This is a genomic window from Pseudomonas arvensis (genome assembly GCF_056688935.1).
The window spans coordinates 3,095,787-3,111,463 of record NZ_CP162038.1 but is presented as its reverse complement, the minus strand read 5'-3'; the positions used below and the strand labels follow the sequence as shown (position 1 = coordinate 3,111,463).

Here is a 15,677-nt window from a genome sequence, read left to right as displayed (position 1 = left end):
GTATGCCGTTCTATCAGTAGGACGCTCTAGGGTGTTTTAGCCGCCTAGCGCTCAATTGCTATCGGTTTTAAGGTGTATGCACTTTGGAGGATCACCATGAAAAAACTCATCGGCATCTACACCAGCCCTCGCGCCCATTGGGTCGGCGACGGTTTCCCGGTGCGCACACTGTTTTCCTACGACAACCTGGGCAAACACATCAGCCCATTCCTGCTGCTGGACCACGCCGGCCCGGCCGAATTTACCCCTACCGAACAACGTCGCGGCGTAGGCCAACACCCTCATCGAGGGTTTGAAACCGTGACCATCGTCTACGACGGCGAAGTCGAGCACCGCGATTCCACCGGCGCCGGTGGCACCATCGGCCCAGGCGATGTGCAATGGATGACCGCCGCAAAAGGCATTCTCCACGAGGAGTTCCACTCCGAAGCGTTTGCCCGCAAAGGCGGCGCGCTGGAGATGGTGCAACTGTGGGTCAACTTGCCCGCCAAGGACAAAATGGCCGACGCCGGTTACCAGACCATCGTCGACGGCGACATCCCCGTGCTGCCGCTGGCCAATGACGCCGGGCACCTGCGCCTGATCGCCGGTGCATTCGCGGGCACTCAAGGCCCCGCACGGACCTTCACACCGATCGACGTATGGGACCTGCGCCTCAACGCCGGCCAACCAGTGACCCTGGACCTGCACGCCGGGCGCAACACCGCTCTGGTAATCCTGCGCGGCACCGTGCTGGTCAATGGCGAGGAGGTTGCGCGCCAAGGCCAATTGGCACTGTTCGAGCGCGATGGCACGCAACTGGTCCTGGAGGCCAATGACAACGCCATGGTGCTGCTGCTCAGCGGCGAGCCGATTGACGAGCCTATCGTCGGCCATGGTCCTTTTGTGATGAATACAGAGCAGGAAATTCACCAGGCGTTTGCGGATTTTCAGTCGGGTAAATTTGGGCGGATGCACGCCTGACGAAGTGTGGCATTGCCCACGGCGAGATTGTTTTTGCGGTGGGCTTTATGTATGGGGCTTCGTCTTCAGGGGGAAACCAACGCAATTGCTATCAGTGTGAGGGGGAGCAGGAATTGTAAAAATCCCGTTAGGGATAGAGGGATTTTGCCGGTGGAGTAGGAAAACATGAGCAAAGGTAAGATTGATATCGCACCTGCCAGCCAAATCAGATTGCTCGATAATGTACCCAATTCACTGAGTTGAGTGATGGGCAAGTCAAGTAAGAAAATAGCGGGTACCAAGCAGCTTGTTAGAAAAAGCGTTTCTATGAATAATCCGTTTGCCGCGTCCAAAGAGGTAGATTTCTTGAGGTACGTGTAGAGTCCCCATGTTAGTGCAATCAATATAGATGTCCCGTGATTAAAGTTGTCGATCAGCACCATGAGAAGGGCAACCAAGCCAAATACGAGAAAAGTAAACAGCGCTTTTCCCGTGCTTACTCGCTCGCGATAAATCATTGTTCCCAGCGTCACTGAAATGATAGGCGCCAGCAGGTAGCCGAGACCGCTCTCCAGAATGTATCCGTTAATGGATGACCAGATGAAAACGCCCCAGTTGATAGCGATAAGCAGCGACGCGATGCAGTGCAGCCGAATCAGCTTTAGCGTGTATCGTTCTATTTGATTGTATCGCCGAAAAGTGAAAATCAAAAAAGCGAGAATTAAAGTGGATAGCGAAACTCTGTAGGCAACCAACGTGAGGGACGAAACGTCGTTAAGCGCTCTCCAGTAAACAGACGACGCCCCTAATAGAACATTCGCCAGCGCAGATAAAATAATCGCTAACGCAGAAGTCTGGCGACTTTCTTGCTGTGTTTTCTGCATGTCAGTGCTACCTGTCGGTCATCCGTTGTCAGCTTCTTGCCGGATTGGGTCTACATCAAACCCCTCACTTCCCAAAAGTATGTAGTTCTTTTCCTGTGCTTTTTTGCAGAAAGGGGAAGGGAGTTTGGGGGGCTTGAGTTTTTTTTCGCGCCCTATACCCGCCACCCCCATTTCATGCGATCTTCCCGTCATTCGCCCTGGAGTCGCCTGGATGCCCTCATTTATCTCCGATCACCCGATGCTCTGCGCCCTGGCGCTGATCCTCATCGACATCGCCGTGTGGCGGCTTATCTCCGCCAACCTCGCCAATTGGAAACTCGCGGCGCGGTTGGTGATCTTCGCTGTCTTCAGTGCCGTGCTGTTCAACGACGGCATGAATCCCATGCTCGTCGCGCCCTATGCCGACAACACCGCGTTGCACATGGCTGCCACGGCGTTGCAGATTGGTTGGTGGTTGTTCGCTGCGCGTACGCTGACGGTGTTGCTCGGGGCGTTGATGATGCAGCGGGTCGGGCATACCGGGCGGTTGTTGCAGGATTTGATGGGCGCGGTGATTTTCCTGATTGCGATCATCGCGGCGCTGGCCTACGTGCTCGACTTGCCAGTCAAAGGCGTGCTTGCGACGTCCGGCGCGGTGGCGATCATTGTCGGCCTGGCGTTGCAAAGCACGTTGAGCGATGTGTTTTCCGGGATCGTGCTCAACACCACCAAGCCCTATCAACTGGATGACTGGATTTCCATCGACGGCACCGAAGGCCGGGTCACCGATATCGACTGGCGCGCCACGCGCCTGCAAACCTCCCAGGGCAGCATGGCGGTGATTCCCAACTCCCTGGCGGCGAAGGCCAAGATCATCAACTTCTCGCGCCCGGCGGACATGTTCGGCCTGGCAGTCAGCTTGCAGGTCAGCCCCCATGCGCGGCCGCAAACGGTGATCGAAGCGCTGGAGCGTGCCATGCAGGGGTGCCGGCCGTTGTTGGCCAAGCCCGCGCCGAGTGTGGCGTTCAAGACTTCCGTGAGCGGTGGCGTGGAGTATGAAATCAGCGGCTTCGTCCCGGCCATGCCCCTCAAGCGCGAAGTGCGCAACCAACTCTACGACCTGGCGTTCCGGCACCTGCAAGCGGCGGGTGTGAGCCTGCTGTCTGCTGGCGAAAGCGCGACCCCGGTGCCAACTTCCCGAGCACGGGCGTTGCTGGACAGTTCTTCGATTTTCTCGACCCTGCGCCAGGAGGAAAAAGACACCTTCAGCCAGAACATGACCCTGCACAGTTACCGGTCCGGCGAGATGATTTTGCCGGCGGGGGAGGTCAGCGATCATTTGTTTATCGTGGAGTCGGGTGTGGTGTCGGTGATGCTGATCAAAGGCGGTCATACCTTCGAGGCCGGGCGCATGGGCCCTGGAGAGGTCATCGGCGAAGCGGGGATTTTGACCGATCAGGCCGCGTTGGCGGACTTCACCGCCAAGACGTTCTGCACCCTGTACCGCATTGAAAAGGAATACCTGACGCCGTGCCTTGACGCACGACACGACATCGCCGACGCCATGAAAACCCTGCTGGACTTCCGCTTGCACGCGGCCCAGGCCCTGACCCAGGACGCGCCGGTGGTGCCGGTCAAGAAGGGCTTTTTACAGTGGCTGCGCAAGCGCGGTCTTTGACAGACCGCACAGGCACACAGAGATCCCCTGTGGGAAGGGACTGTGATGTTTGAGGGAGAGCGGGGGTTACTGCAGGTTCACATAGAGGCCGCCATCGACGAGCAACGAAGCGCCGGTGACGTAGCGCGCCATATCCGAAGCCAGGAACACAATCGGCCCAGCCACATCATCCGGCTCACCCAACCGCCCCAACGGCGTACGCGAGGTCATGTAGGCGAGTTTTTCCTCGTCGGCCAGATCGTCCTTGTTGATGTCGGTGGCGATGGTCCCCGGTAGTACCGAGTTGCAACGAATGCCATAGGGCCCGAGTGCAATGGCGCAGGACTGCATCAACGAATGCAGCCCGGCCTTGGTTGGCGTGTAGTGGGTTTGCATGCCGCCGCCGACCAGCGCGCTGATGGAGCTGACCGCGATGATCGCGCCGCCACGGCCCTGGTTTTTCATCTGGTTGGCCGCCGCCTGCACGGCGAAGTAGGCGCCGTTGAGGTTGGTGTTGACGGTTTTCAGGTAGACCTCGCGCGGCATGTCGAGGAACGAGTGGAACGGGCAGATCCCGGCGTTGTTGACGAACACGTCGACGCTGCCGAACGCCTTCACCGCGCCAGCCACCAGCTTGTCGCCGGTGTCCGGGTCGGCGGCATCGCCACCCACTTCGATGGCCGCACCGCCAAACGCCTTGATCTCTTCGATCAGCGAATACGCCGCCTCGCTACCCTGGTCGCTGCCACTGTGGCCGATCACCACGCGGGCGCCCTGGCGTGCACATTCACGGGCGGCGGCGCGGCCGATGCCACGGGAGGCGCCGGTGATGATCACGGTTTTGTCTGCAAGCAACATAAAAACACTCCTTCAAAAATAGGCGGCGTCAGCCGAGGTAATTACCGTAACCGACCATGGCGATGGCCCCGAGGATCACTGCGATACCGGCCACCAGCACGCCTTTGTTGGCGGCGCTGGTGCCGTGCCATTCGCGGAAATACAGGCCCCAGCAGTTGGACACGATGATGATGAATGACATGTGCAGCACCCACGAACTGGCGTCGTTCTGCAGGCGGCTTTCGCCCATGCCGTAGAAAAAGAATTGCAGAAACCACAGCGTGCCGGCGATGGCCACCAACAGGTAATTGCCCAGCAATGGCGTGCTGCGATCGAAATAGTTATGGAAGCTGCGGTTGCGCCAGTTCAGCCACAGGCACCAGATGCCGTTGGTGGTCAGCCCGCCCCACATGATCACCATAAAGGTCACGTTGTTCTGGAACAGGCTGTTGGCGCCGTGCTCCACAGCCGCAGCGGCCAGCGGGCGGCCGGCAGAAATGCCGTAGCTGAAACACGCACTGAGCACCCCGGAAATCACCGCCACCAGCATGCCCTTGCCCAGGGAAAACTCGCTGACACTGGCGAACTTCACCGCCTCGGACACTTCCCGTTCCTTGATCAGCCCAGCCTTGCCGCACACCGCAATACCCACCAGCGACACCGCCACGCCCCACAACACCCAGTGCCCGCCCTGAGAGGCCAGCATCGAAGTCAGGGTGCCTTCGGTGGCATCGGTGAACAGGTCGCGGTACAGCGCCGGCATCAGCGCGCCGAGGGCCGAGGTCAGGCCCATGATCAGCGACATGCCCAGGGACAGCCCGAGGTAGCGCATGGTCAAGCCGAAGGTCAGCCCGCCGATGCCCCACAACACGCCGAACAGATAGGTCCACAGCAGGGTGCTGGTGTCGGCGTTGCGCAGGATGTCTACCCAGCCCGGCACCGTCAGTTGCGCCGCGATCAACGGCACGATCAGCCAGGACACCAGGCCGCCAGTGATCCAATAACTTTCCCAGGCCCAGCCGCGGACCTTCTTGTAGGGGATGTAGAAACTGCCGGAGGCGAAGCCGCCGATAAAGTGCAGAATCACACCAAGGAGAATGATTTCCACGAAGTCGAATCCTTTTTATTGTTGTTGTGCATCGGTGGGTTCAGGGCCGGGACAGGTGGAACATGGGCAGCAAATCGACGCTGGCCGGCGAGGCGTCCGCATGGCTGGGCATGATGTCCTGCATGTAGCTCCACCAGCGTCGCATCAGTGCCGTGCCGGGCAGTTCGTCCAGGCCGTGGGCGTCTTCATGGGTCAGCACGGCGAACAGCGCGTTGGCCGGTTCGTCGAGGAAAATCCGATAGTCCACCACACCCGCGTCCAACAACGCCTGGGCCAGTTCGGGCCAGATCTCGTCGTGACGCCGGCGATATTCATCGGCCTGCCCGGGGTTGAGGTTCATGCGAAAGGCACGGGTCTGCATCACTGCGCTCCATGGGTCGGGGTGTAGATGCGCACTGCGTTGTGCAGGAAAAACTGCGCCTGCACGGCTTCGGGTTTGTGCGCCAAACAGCTTTTTACGAGCCCCAGCGTGGTGGCGAAATCCGCCAGGTGATCGCTGTTGGGCCAGTCGCTGCCGAAGAAACAGCGCTCGTCGCCAAACGCTTCCCACAACACCGACAACCGGTCGTTGTAGAACGCGGTGTCGACGATCAGGCCGTGCGGGCCGACCTGGGGGATTTCCGCGAGTTTGGCGAATACATTCGGCCGCTCCGCCAGGCGCAGCAGGTCGGCGTGATAAGCGGCCTCTTCACCGGCCGGCACTTGGGCATTGGGCAAATGGTCGACGATGATGCGCAGCTCGGGCAGTGCATCGCTGAGCTTCAACAATCCCTTGATCAAACGCGGGTTCGGGTTGGCACTGTCCAGGCTGCGCCCGCTGGCGGCCAGTTGGCGCAGGCCGTTGATAAAACCGGGGCGCGTCTGATCCAGCAGCAGGTCGCGGTCCCACAGGTTGCCGTAGCGCAGGCCGAGGAACAGTGGCTCTTGCACCAGTGCAGCGAGGTCGGCGGCGAAGTCGGCGTGCAGCGGGTCCAGGTTGCCGACAAACCCGAGCATGCGCGGGTCGCTGCGCAGGGTTTCGAGGATCCAGCGGTTGTCGTCGCGCCATGGGCTGGCTTCCACCGCGATGGCGCCGACCACATTGTGCGAGCTGGCGACGGTCCAGTAATCGAGGGGTAAATGCGCGGCATACAAGCGGTTGCCCGGCTCGGGCCACGGGATGCCCTGGGGGCGACGCGGATCGAACAGGTGCAGATGACTATCGATGATAGGGCCGGTATAGAGCGTCTGGGGCATTGCGCAATCCTTGTGGGACTCTGTCAGGAACGGCCAGCACGCTACCGCGCACCGGCCCATTTCACCACCTCAGCTCTGCAGGTACACCACATGGGTATGGGTGTATTCATAGAGGCCGTGCTTACCATCGGCTCCGCCGATCCCGGACTTACGCACGCCAGCATGGAAACCCTGCATGGCCTCGAAGTTTTCGCGGTTGACGTAGGTTTCGCCAAAGTCGATCTCGCGCACCGCGTGCATGGCCTTGCCCAGGTCGCGGGTGTAGATCGACGAGGTCAGGCCGTAGTCACAGTCATTGGCCAGGGCGATGGCTTCGTCGAGGTCGTCGACGATCTGGATCGGCAGCACCGGGCCGAAGATCTCTTCGCGCATGATCTCCATGTCGGCGCGGCAGCCGGCCAAAACCGTCGGCTGGAAGTGAAAGCCCGCGCCAAGGTCAGCGATCTGCCCGCCGCTGACCAGCGTGGCGCCCTGGCTCAACGCGGTGCGCACCTTGCGATTGACGTTGTCCAGGCCCTGGCGGTTGATCAGCGGGCCCATTTCCGCATCGGCCATGGCCAGCGGATCACCGTAGCGCGTGGCCGACATGGCCGCGCTGATGCGCTCGATAAACTGATCCGCAACCTTGCGCTCCACATACACCCGCTCGGCGCAGTTGCACACTTGCCCGGTGTTGATGATGCGCGAGTCGCGGATGGCTTTGACGGCCAGGTCCAGGTCGGCATCTGCCAGCACAATGGCCGGCGCCTTGCCGCCCAGCTCCAGGTTGAGCTTGGTAATGTTCGGCGCGGCGGCGGCCATGATGCGTGAGCCAGTGGCAACGCTACCGGTGAAGCTGATCATGTCCACGCCTTTGTGAGCGGTGAGTGCACCGCCGACCTGGCCATCACCGCAGACCACATTGAACACGCCGGCGGGCAGGTCGGTCTCGGCCACCAGTTTGGCGAATTCAAAGCAGTTGTTCGGGGTTTCTTCGCTGGGCTTGATCACGATGGTGTTGCCGGTGAGCAGCGCCGGGGGCATTTTGCGTGCGATCAAAAAGAACGGAAAATTCCACGGAAGGATGCCCGCCACTACGCCCAAGGGTTTGCGGAACAGGAAGATGTTTTCGTTGGGCCGGTCGCTGGTGATGATCTCGCCTTCGATGCGGCGCGCCCATTCGGCCATGTAGTCGAGGTAGTCGGCGGTGAAGTTCACTTCGACTTCGGCCAGCCCGCTGACCTTGCCCTGTTCCAGGGTGATGGTGCGGGCCAGGTGCGCGACGTTTTCTCGCAGCTTGGCGGCGATACGGCGCAGGTGCCCGGCGCGTTCGATGGCCGGTTTGCGCGCCCACTCTTTTTGCGCACCCCGTGCAGCGGCGAGGGCCTGGTCGACGTCAGCGCCGGTGGAGGCGGGCACCTTGGACAGCAAGGCGCCGGTGGCCGGGTTGAGCACATCGAGATGGGCTTCGCTGGAGACGAAGCGGCCATTGATGAAGTTCTGGTACACGGGAACGGATGACATGGGCAGCTCCTTAGTAAGTGCGCGACGGCGCTTTCGCGTCGGTAACCGGGCGATAGCGGGCGAGGGTGGCCAGGGCGCTCTGGCGCAGCAGGCTGATGTCGATGGCCACGGCGATAAAGCGGCAACCCCAGGCCTGGTAGCGGCGTGCGTCGTCTTCGTTGGGCGCCAGGATGCCGCAGACCTTGCCGGCGGCGAGGGTGGCGTCCACCGCGTGCCGGATGCGCTCCTGCACCTCGGGGTGGCCGGGGTTGCCGGCGTGGCCGAGGCCGATGGACAAGTCGGCGGGGCCGATAAATACCGCATCCACGCCTTCGACAGCGGCAATCGCCGCGACGTTTTCCACGCCCAGGCGCGACTCCACCTGCACGATCAGGCACAGCTCTTCGTGGGCGGTTTGCAGGTAGTTCGCCACACCATCCCAGCGGGTGGCGCGGGTCAAACCGCCGCCGACGCCGCGGATGCCGTGGGGCGGGTAACGCATGGCGCGCACCAGGGCCTGGGCCTGTTCGGCGGTTTCGACCATAGGGATCATCAGCGTCTGGGCGCCGACGTCGAGCAGTTGCTTGATCAGGCTGGCGTCGCCATTCACCGCACGCACCACCGGCGCGGTGGCGTAGGGCGCCACTGTCTGCAATTGGTTGAGTACGCTGGGCACGGTGTTGGGCGCGTGTTCGCCGTCGATCAGCATCCAGTCGTAACCCAGGCCTGCGACGATCTCGGCGGCGTAGCCGGTGGCGAAACCGGCCCAGATGCCGTACTGGGTGGCGTCGTGCGCCAGGGCGGCCTTGAAGCCATTGCGGGGCATGTTCATGGCAGGTTCCTTAGCGGTTATACGGACGGTGCAGTTGGCAATCCGGGTTCAGGTCAACGCCGAAGCCGGGCTTGTCGAGCACCGACAGGCGCATGCGGCCATTGATTGGCACCGGTTCGCCGAGCAGTTGCGGGTGGAACATCGGCACCACTTCATCGGCCTTCGGCGCCATCATCAGGAATTCGGCGAACGGGCTGTTTTGCCGCGTGGCGACAAAGTGGTAGCTGTACACCGACGAGCCGTGGGGCACGACCATCGCGTTGTGGGCGTCGGCCAGGGCCGAAATTTTCACCAATTCAGTGAGGCCACCGCACCAGCCAACATCCGGCTGGATAATGTCGCAGCAGCCCATTTCCAGCAGCATGCGGAAACCCCAGCGGGTGGCTTCGTGTTCGCCAGTGGTCACCAGCATGCCCTTGGGCACGTTGTTGCGCAGGGCCGCGTAGCCCCAGTAATCGTCCGGGCTCAGGGCTTCTTCGATCCACTTGAGCCCGTGTTCATGGGCGCCGATCGCCAGTTTGGTGGCGTAGTTGAGGTCCAGGCTCATCCAGCAGTCGAGCATCAGCCAGAAGTCCGGGCCGACCCGCTCGCGCATGTCGGCCAATTGTTCGAGGTTTTTGCGCAGGCCTTCTTCGCCTTCGCTGGGGCCGTGGTGCAGGGGCATCTTGCCGCCGATAAAGCCCATCTTCTGGGCCAGGTCCGGGCGGGCGCCGGTGGCGTAGAACTGCAATTCGTCACGTACCGCACCGCCGAGCAGTTGGTGCACTGGCTCCTGGCGGATCTTGCCGAGCAAGTCCCACAGCGCCAGGTCGACGCCGGAAATGGTGTTGATCACCAAGCCTTTGCGGCCGTAGTAGAGGGTGGACTGGTACATCTGGTCCCAGATCTTTTCGATATCGGTGACGCGGGCACCTTCGATAAAGCGCGCCAGGTGCTTTTCGACGATATACGCCGCCGGTTCGCCGCCGGTGGTCACAGCAAACCCGACGGTGCCGTCGCTGGCTTCGATCTCCACCACCAGCGTGCCGAGCACGTTGATGCCGAAACTGCGGCGGCTCTGGCGGTACTCGGGGTATTTGCTCATGGGTGTGCAGATGTGATCGTCGATCCAGTGGCCGTCGGCCTGATCGTGGTAATCGGCACCGCCGCCTCGCAATACAAAGGCGCGCACGTGTTTGATAGTGAGATGACCCATGGTAAGACTCCTGGCGTTAAACAGTGGCCGGCGTGTTCGATGCAGTGCGGCCGGGTGAATGGATGCCCAGTACCAGCAACGCAGCCAGTACCGTGGTAGCGGACAGCAGGTACAAACCGGCTGCCGGGGAATGGAAGGCGCCTTCGGCCCAGTGCTTGATGACCGGTGCGATAAAGCCGCCGAGGGCACCGAAGGAGTTGATCAGCGCAATGCCCGCTGCCGCAGCGCTGCCCGCCAGGTAGCTCGACGGAAAGGTCCAGAACACCGGCTGCACCGCGATAAAACCCGAGGCGGCAAAACACAGGGCGAGCATGCCCAGCAACGGGTTGGTGAAGGTCACCGAGCAAGCGATGCCGGCAGCGGCCATCAATAACGTCAGGCAAGCGGTGCGGCGACGCTCGCCGGTGCGGTCGGAATAACCGGGGATCCACCACGCGGCAAACAGTGCGCAGATCCACGGAATCGCCGAGACCAGCCCGACCATCAAGCCAACCTTGGTGCCGAGCAGGTCGCCCACTTGGGTCGGCAGGTAAAACACCACGCCGTAGACGCTGGCCTGGATCAGCAAATACACCAGGCACAGGTACAGCACCGATGGCTGGCACAGCACGTTCAGCAGGCTGCGGCCGTGGGAGGTTTTGTGTTGGTCTTCTGCATCCAGCAAGGTCTGGATTTGCTCGCGCTCATCCGCGCTCAGCCACTTGGCATCGGCGGGACGGTTGTCCAGGTACCAGTAGGCCCAGATGCCCACGGCGGTGGCCATCAGGCCTTCCACCGCGAACAGCCACTGCCAGCCATGGATGCCAGCGAAGCCGTCCATCTCCAGCAGCAAACCGGACAGCGGGCTGCCGAAGATAAATGCCAGGGGCGCGCCAAAGTAGAAGAAACCCATGGCCTTGCCGCGTACGGCCTGGGGGAACCAGTAGGTGAGGTAGAGGATCACGCCGGGGAAGAAGCCGGCTTCGGCCACACCGAGCAAGAAACGCAGCAGGTAAAAACTGGTTTCGTTGTGGGCAAACACCATCGCCGCTGAAATCAGGCCCCAACTGACCATGATGCGGCACATCCACAGGCGGGCGCCGACACGGTGCAGGATCAGGTTGCTCGGCACTTCCAGCAGCGCGTAGCCGACAAAGAACACCCCGGCGCCGAAGGCGAACGCGGCATCGCTCAAGCCGGTGTCGGCCTGGAAGGCTTGTTTGGCGAACCCGACATTGGCGCGGTCGAGAAACGCCATGATGTACATCAACAGTAGGAAGGGCAGCAGCCGCCAGGAAATCTTGGCGAGCAGGGGCGCGGGCAGGGTTTTCATGATGGAGTCCGTTGTTTTGTTCTTATGGGACGGACTGTACGGCGACCGAGCAATGCGCTACAAATCGAATCTAGCTTACAAGTGATACTCTCAGGGTATCGATAATGAGGAATTCATGAGTAGTCCCGTCATCTCCCGCAGCCTGTTCAATCGCCTGCGCTACAAGCATCTGCACATGCTGGTGGCGCTCAGTTCCAGCCAGAACCTGCACCGTGCCTCCCAGGCCCTGAACATGTCGCAACCGGCGGCCACACGTATGTTGCGCGAGATCGAGGACATGTTCGGTTGCGACCTGTTCGAACGCCTGCCACGGGGCATGCGGCCTACGGCGCTGGGCCAAGAGCTGATCCGCTTCGCCGAGTCGGCCCTCAGCGGCCTGGACCGTTGCGCCGAGGACTTGATGGCGCGCCAGCAGGGCGGCTACGGCTACTTGTCCATCGGCACCATCATGGGCGCCGCGCCGGACCTGGTGATGGACGCCATCGCGCAGATCAAAGCGCTCAACCCGCAACTGCGCATCCGCATCATGGGCGACACCAGCGACCAGGTGATTCAACTGCTCGAACAGGGCCGCATCGACCTGGCCATCACCCGGCGCAACGCCGCCACCGACAGCGAGCACTACAGTTTCGAGCCTCTGGGCAACGAGCGAATGCTGGTGGTCGTGCATGCCGGGCACCGGCTGGCGCAACGTAAACACCTGGACCTGGCGGAACTGGTGCGCGACTGGCCATGGATCCTGCAACCGCAAACCAGCCCAGCGCGCATCGGCTTCGACCAGGCGTTGCAGGACCTGGCACTGCCTAGCCCCGCGGACATTATCGAATGCAGCTCGGTGTACTCCATGCAGCAGTTGATCCAACTGACCGACGCAGTGATGGTGCTGTCGGAAAGTGCCCTGCGCGATTACCTGAAGATGGGCCTGGTGGTGGCGCTGCCGGTGGCCCTGGATGTGCGCCTGGCACCGTTCGGCATGTTGCTGCGCAAGGGCGAGGGGGTGAGCCGGGAATTGGGGCTGTTTATGGATTTGCTGCGGCAGAAAGCGGCGATGCTCTAAACGCAATGTTGAAAAGGGCATGGTGTCGCGGCAGGATATTAAATAGAATGAATCTCATTTGAGACTCACTCGCGCCGTGCAGGTTGCTTGCCATGAATGATGCTGTTGTCCCGACGCATGCCCCTGAACTGACGCTGTCAAGCTTGTACCGTGACCATCGCAGTTGGCTGGAAAGCTGGCTGCGCCGGCGCCTGGGCAATGCCTGGGATGCGGCGGACCTGAGCCAGGATACGTTCCTGCGCGTACTGGCCAGTGCCCAGCCGATTGCACAGATGCAGGAGCCGCGGGCGTATCTAGTGACGGTGGGTAAGCGCCTGTTGGTGAATTTTCATCAGCGTCGCAGCCTGGAACAGGCGTATATGAACGCCCTGGCCAGCTTGCCCGAAGCCTGTGTGCCGTCCCCCGAACAGCGCTGGCTGATGCTGGAAACCCTGCAAGCCCTGGATGAATTGCTCGACGGCTTGCCCGTGCTGGTGCGCCGCGCCTTTTTGTGGAGCCAACTGGAGGGCCTCGGGTACCGCGAGATTGCCGAACGACTGGACGTGTCCGAGCGCACGGTCAAGCGTTACATGGCCCAGGCCTACGAACATTGCCTGCTGGTGGAACTGTGAGCCGCGACGTCGCCCGTGCTGCCGCCCAGTGGTTGGCGCTGCTGGAGTCCGGCGCGGCCACCGAGCGTGATCACGCCGCACTGCAGCACTGGCGCGACAGCCATCCGCAACATGAACAGACCTGGCAGAAAGCCCAATCCCTGCGTCAACGCTTCAGCGGTTTGCCCCAGGCACTGGCGATGGCCAGCCTCGACCGCCCGCAACCGGGCCGCCGTGCGGTGCTCAAGCGCGCATTGGGCGTGGCGGCGCTGCTGCCGACGGTTTGGCTGATCAGCCGCCAGTTGCCCATCGACACTTGGCGGGCCGACCTGCATACCGCCACCGGCGAGCGAAAACGCCTGCCGTTGGCCGACGGTGCCAGCCTGCAGCTCAATACCGCCACGGCAGTAGACGTAGACCTGGCGCAGCGCCGCATCAGTCTGGTCGACGGTGAACTGGCGCTGACGGTGCCGGGCACGGCGGCGATGACCGTGCACACCCGCTACGGTGAACTCCGGCTCAGCCAGGCTGAACTTTGTGTTCGGCAACTGGCGTCCGGTTGTCTGGTGTCGGTGCTCAAGGGCATGGTGCAGGTGCGCGACCTGAACGGCCAGACGGCGACCTTGCAGGCAGGCCAGCAAGCGCCGCTCAAGGCCAGTGGACTTGGCGCCTGGGTGCCGTTTGATGTGTTGCAACTCGGTTGGCGCGACGGCGTACTGACCGCGCAGAACCAGGCGCTGGGGGATTTTCTGCGGGAATTGGAGCGCTATCGTCCGGGTGTGTTGCGCTGGGAGCCTCGGCTTGAAGCGTTGCGGGTGACCGGCAGTTTTCGCCTGGACGACACTGATCGCATCCTTAACCTGCTGGCCTCGACCCTGGGCTTTGAGGTGCAGGCGCGCACGCGGTATTGGGTCACACTCAGCTGAGAGCGAGCTTGCCCGCTCACCACAACAGCCTTTATATATCCATATCGAATAAATAAAGAGTTATATATTCCTTTTAATGTCTCTACCGATAGCGCACTTTGAGGGCCTGCGCATTCGTGCGGATTGACCCAGCAGCCAAAAGGAAAGCCGACATGACTATTAAAGCGATCAACGTGCGCAACCAGTTCAAGGGCGTGATCAAGGAAATCCTGCTGGGCGAAGTGGTGTCGGAGATCGACGTGCAAACCGCGTCCGGCATCGTGACGTCGGTGATCACCACCCGCTCGGTGCGTGACCTGGAATTGAAAGTAGGCAGCGAAGTGATTGCCTTTGTGAAGTCCACCGAAGTGTCTATCGCCAAGCTGTAGACCCTAGCCCCCGCCATTGCAGCGGGGGCCATTTTTTTGCGCGTTTCAGCGGTTGCGCAAACTGCGCTCCATACGCTGCAAGCCTTCCTCCAGCATGACCCGTGGGCAACCGAAGTTCAGGCGCACGAACTGCTGGCTGTCATCACCGAATTCGATCCCTGCGCTCAACCCGACCTTGGCCTGTTCGAGGAAAAATTGCTGTGGGTCATCCAGGCCCAGGGCGCTGCAATCGAGCCAGGCGAGGAAGGTGCCTTGGGGGGCATGCATCACCACACCCGGCAAGCGCGTTTGCACAGCGTCGAGCAGGTAATCCCGGTTGGCTTGCAGGTACTGTTTCAACGCTTCCAGCCATTCGCCGCACTGGCTGTAGGCGGCGCGGGTGGCTTCCAGGCCCAGGGGGCTGACGCTGTCGACCATGCCGCAACGGGCGTGGTTGAAACGCTCGCGAATCTCGGCGTTCTGGATCACCGCAAAACAGGTCTTCAAGCCTGCCACGTTATAGGCCTTGCTCGCCGACATCAGGGTGATGGTGCGCTGGGCAATCTCGGGGCTGAGGCTGGCGGTGGGGATGTGGCGGCGGCCGTCGAAGCACAGCTCTGCGTGGATTTCGTCGCTGATGATCAGCGCGCCGTTGTCCAGGCAGGCCGTGGCCACGGCCAGCAGTTCTTCACGGGGGAAGACCTTGCCCATCGGGTTGTGGGGGTTGCTCAACAGCAGGGCGCCGGCGCCGGTCAAGGCTTCGCGCATGGCGGCCATTGGCGTGATGTATTCACCGTCGATCAATTCGAATGGGACTTCGATGCGCGGCAGGTTCCAGTGCCCCGGCGCCAGGCGAATCGGCCGGTAGTTGGGCGTTTGCAGCACCACCGGCTGGCCCGGTTGTACAAAGGCGTGCAGCGCCATGTTGAAGCCGGGCTCGACGCCGGGCAGGAATAGCAATTCGTCAGGTTGCACGCGCCAGGCGTACTTGGCCCACAGGTCGGCGACGATGGCTTCGCGCACATCCGGGCCGGCCACGCTGTAACCGAGGATCTGCTGGTCCAGGCGTTCGTGCAGGGCTTGCAGAATGGCAGGCGGCGCGGCGATGTCCATGTCGGCGATCCACATTGGCAGCACATCGGCCGGGTAGCGGTTCCACTTGGTGCTGCCGGTGCCGAGGCGGGGGTGGATCGTGTCGAAATCAAAACTCATGGAGGGGCTCGCGGTTGAAAGGGCCTGTGACAGAGCGCCGATTCTAACCGCATGCCGGGTTTATCGCACCCGGCACGCCAG

The 15,677-nt window shown here is 61.7% G+C and carries 16 protein-coding genes; 6 read left to right on the top strand and 10 right to left on the bottom strand.

Features of this window, described 5'->3' with window-relative positions; all coding sequences use genetic code 11:
- Nucleotides 1–96: 96 nt before the first annotated feature.
- Nucleotides 97–963, top strand: coding sequence for a pirin family protein (locus tag AB3G88_RS13885; RefSeq protein WP_191948040.1), 867 nt, complete (start codon nucleotides 97–99; stop codon nucleotides 961–963).
- A 65-nt stretch (nucleotides 964–1,028) separates the two neighbouring features.
- Here the strand turns inward: AB3G88_RS13885 and AB3G88_RS13880 are convergent, their stop codons facing one another.
- Nucleotides 1,029–1,826: an EamA family transporter gene (locus tag AB3G88_RS13880; RefSeq protein ID WP_099583151.1), complete on the bottom strand. Its 798-nt coding sequence runs from the start codon at nucleotides 1,824–1,826 to the stop codon at nucleotides 1,029–1,031.
- Between the two features lie 211 nt (nucleotides 1,827–2,037).
- Here AB3G88_RS13880 and AB3G88_RS13875 point away from each other — a divergent pair, with 211 nt between their 5' ends.
- On the top strand, nucleotides 2,038–3,483 hold the full coding sequence (locus AB3G88_RS13875; protein ID WP_480454393.1) for a mechanosensitive ion channel domain-containing protein: 1,446 nt from the start codon (nucleotides 2,038–2,040) through the stop codon (nucleotides 3,481–3,483).
- Nucleotides 3,484–3,549: 66 nt separating this feature from the next.
- Here AB3G88_RS13875 and AB3G88_RS13870 read toward each other — a convergent pair whose 3' ends face one another.
- From AB3G88_RS13870 to AB3G88_RS13835, 8 genes are all read right to left on the bottom strand, one after another.
- Complete coding sequence (locus AB3G88_RS13870) at nucleotides 3,550–4,320, bottom strand: L-rhamnose 1-dehydrogenase Lra1 (protein WP_480454392.1); 771 nt, start codon at nucleotides 4,318–4,320, stop codon at nucleotides 3,550–3,552.
- 28 nt (nucleotides 4,321–4,348) lie between these two features.
- Nucleotides 4,349–5,407: an L-rhamnose/proton symporter RhaT gene (rhaT, locus tag AB3G88_RS13865; RefSeq protein ID WP_099583148.1), complete on the bottom strand. Its 1,059-nt coding sequence runs from the start codon at nucleotides 5,405–5,407 to the stop codon at nucleotides 4,349–4,351.
- Nucleotides 5,408–5,447: 40 nt separating this feature from the next.
- A complete protein-coding gene (rhaM, locus tag AB3G88_RS13860; RefSeq protein ID WP_480454390.1) occupies nucleotides 5,448–5,768 on the bottom strand; it encodes an L-rhamnose mutarotase in 321 nt (106 codons plus the stop codon).
- On the bottom strand, nucleotides 5,768–6,643 hold the full coding sequence (locus AB3G88_RS13855; RefSeq protein ID WP_480454389.1) for an amidohydrolase family protein: 876 nt from the start codon (nucleotides 6,641–6,643) through the stop codon (nucleotides 5,768–5,770). The genes rhaM and AB3G88_RS13855 overlap by 1 nt, the downstream gene beginning before the upstream one ends.
- A 69-nt stretch (nucleotides 6,644–6,712) precedes the next feature.
- Nucleotides 6,713–8,146, bottom strand: a complete 1,434-nt coding sequence (gene aldA, locus AB3G88_RS13850; RefSeq protein ID WP_480454388.1) for an aldehyde dehydrogenase — start codon at nucleotides 8,144–8,146, stop codon at nucleotides 6,713–6,715.
- 10 nt (nucleotides 8,147–8,156) lie between these two features.
- Complete coding sequence (locus AB3G88_RS13845; protein WP_112195438.1) at nucleotides 8,157–8,957, bottom strand: aldolase/citrate lyase family protein; 801 nt, start codon at nucleotides 8,955–8,957, stop codon at nucleotides 8,157–8,159.
- Between the two features lie 10 nt (nucleotides 8,958–8,967).
- Nucleotides 8,968–10,152, bottom strand: a complete 1,185-nt coding sequence (rhmD, locus tag AB3G88_RS13840) for an L-rhamnonate dehydratase (RefSeq protein WP_112195436.1) — start codon at nucleotides 10,150–10,152, stop codon at nucleotides 8,968–8,970.
- 16 nt (nucleotides 10,153–10,168) lie between these two features.
- Nucleotides 10,169–11,464, bottom strand: a complete 1,296-nt coding sequence (locus tag AB3G88_RS13835; RefSeq protein WP_099583142.1) for an MFS transporter — start codon at nucleotides 11,462–11,464, stop codon at nucleotides 10,169–10,171.
- A 115-nt stretch (nucleotides 11,465–11,579) separates the two neighbouring features.
- Between AB3G88_RS13835 and AB3G88_RS13830 the strand changes: the two genes are divergently transcribed.
- The 4 genes from AB3G88_RS13830 (at nucleotide 11,580) to AB3G88_RS13815 (ending at nucleotide 14,405) form a co-directional block, all read left to right on the top strand.
- Nucleotides 11,580–12,521: a LysR family transcriptional regulator gene (locus AB3G88_RS13830; RefSeq protein WP_112195434.1), complete on the top strand. Its 942-nt coding sequence runs from the start codon at nucleotides 11,580–11,582 to the stop codon at nucleotides 12,519–12,521.
- 92 nt (nucleotides 12,522–12,613) lie between these two features.
- Nucleotides 12,614–13,132 (top strand): sigma-70 family RNA polymerase sigma factor, encoded by a 519-nt coding sequence (locus tag AB3G88_RS13825; RefSeq protein WP_099583140.1) that lies wholly within the window; start codon nucleotides 12,614–12,616, stop codon nucleotides 13,130–13,132.
- On the top strand, nucleotides 13,129–14,037 hold the full coding sequence (locus tag AB3G88_RS13820) for a FecR domain-containing protein (protein ID WP_480454386.1): 909 nt from the start codon (nucleotides 13,129–13,131) through the stop codon (nucleotides 14,035–14,037). The genes AB3G88_RS13825 and AB3G88_RS13820 overlap by 4 nt, the downstream gene beginning before the upstream one ends.
- 152 nt (nucleotides 14,038–14,189) lie before the next feature.
- Complete coding sequence (locus AB3G88_RS13815; protein WP_003173733.1) at nucleotides 14,190–14,405, top strand: TOBE domain-containing protein; 216 nt, start codon at nucleotides 14,190–14,192, stop codon at nucleotides 14,403–14,405.
- 45 nt (nucleotides 14,406–14,450) lie between these two features.
- On the opposite strand, the gene AB3G88_RS13810 is transcribed toward AB3G88_RS13815, so the two are convergent.
- Entirely contained in the window at nucleotides 14,451–15,596 is a 1,146-nt protein-coding gene (locus AB3G88_RS13810; protein WP_099583138.1) for a MalY/PatB family protein, read from the bottom strand.
- Nucleotides 15,597–15,677: the final 81 nt, after the last annotated feature.

Bases quoted from the DNA above. Each gene is read 5' to 3' on its own strand.
- AB3G88_RS13870 (WP_480454392.1), bottom strand. From the start codon at position 4,320: ATGTTGCTTGCAGACAAAACCGTGATCATCACCGGCGCCTCCCGTGGC.
- AB3G88_RS13825 (WP_099583140.1), top strand. From the start codon at position 12,614: ATGAATGATGCTGTTGTCCCGACGCATGCCCCTGAACTGACGCTGTCA.
- rhaM (WP_480454390.1), bottom strand. From the start codon at position 5,768: ATGCAGACCCGTGCCTTTCGCATGAACCTCAACCCCGGGCAGGCCGAT.
- aldA (WP_480454388.1), bottom strand. From the start codon at position 8,146: ATGTCATCCGTTCCCGTGTACCAGAACTTCATCAATGGCCGCTTCGTC.
- AB3G88_RS13810 (WP_099583138.1), bottom strand. From the start codon at position 15,596: ATGAGTTTTGATTTCGACACGATCCACCCCCGCCTCGGCACCGGCAGC.
- AB3G88_RS13875 (WP_480454393.1), top strand. From the start codon at position 2,038: ATGCCCTCATTTATCTCCGATCACCCGATGCTCTGCGCCCTGGCGCTG.
- AB3G88_RS13830 (WP_112195434.1), top strand. From the start codon at position 11,580: ATGAGTAGTCCCGTCATCTCCCGCAGCCTGTTCAATCGCCTGCGCTAC.
- AB3G88_RS13855 (WP_480454389.1), bottom strand. From the start codon at position 6,643: ATGCCCCAGACGCTCTATACCGGCCCTATCATCGATAGTCATCTGCAC.
- AB3G88_RS13815 (WP_003173733.1), top strand. From the start codon at position 14,190: ATGACTATTAAAGCGATCAACGTGCGCAACCAGTTCAAGGGCGTGATC.
- AB3G88_RS13885 (WP_191948040.1), top strand. From the start codon at position 97: ATGAAAAAACTCATCGGCATCTACACCAGCCCTCGCGCCCATTGGGTC.
- rhmD (WP_112195436.1), bottom strand. From the start codon at position 10,152: ATGGGTCATCTCACTATCAAACACGTGCGCGCCTTTGTATTGCGAGGC.
- AB3G88_RS13835 (WP_099583142.1), bottom strand. From the start codon at position 11,464: ATGAAAACCCTGCCCGCGCCCCTGCTCGCCAAGATTTCCTGGCGGCTG.
- AB3G88_RS13880 (WP_099583151.1), bottom strand. From the start codon at position 1,826: ATGCAGAAAACACAGCAAGAAAGTCGCCAGACTTCTGCGTTAGCGATT.
- AB3G88_RS13845 (WP_112195438.1), bottom strand. From the start codon at position 8,957: ATGAACATGCCCCGCAATGGCTTCAAGGCCGCCCTGGCGCACGACGCC.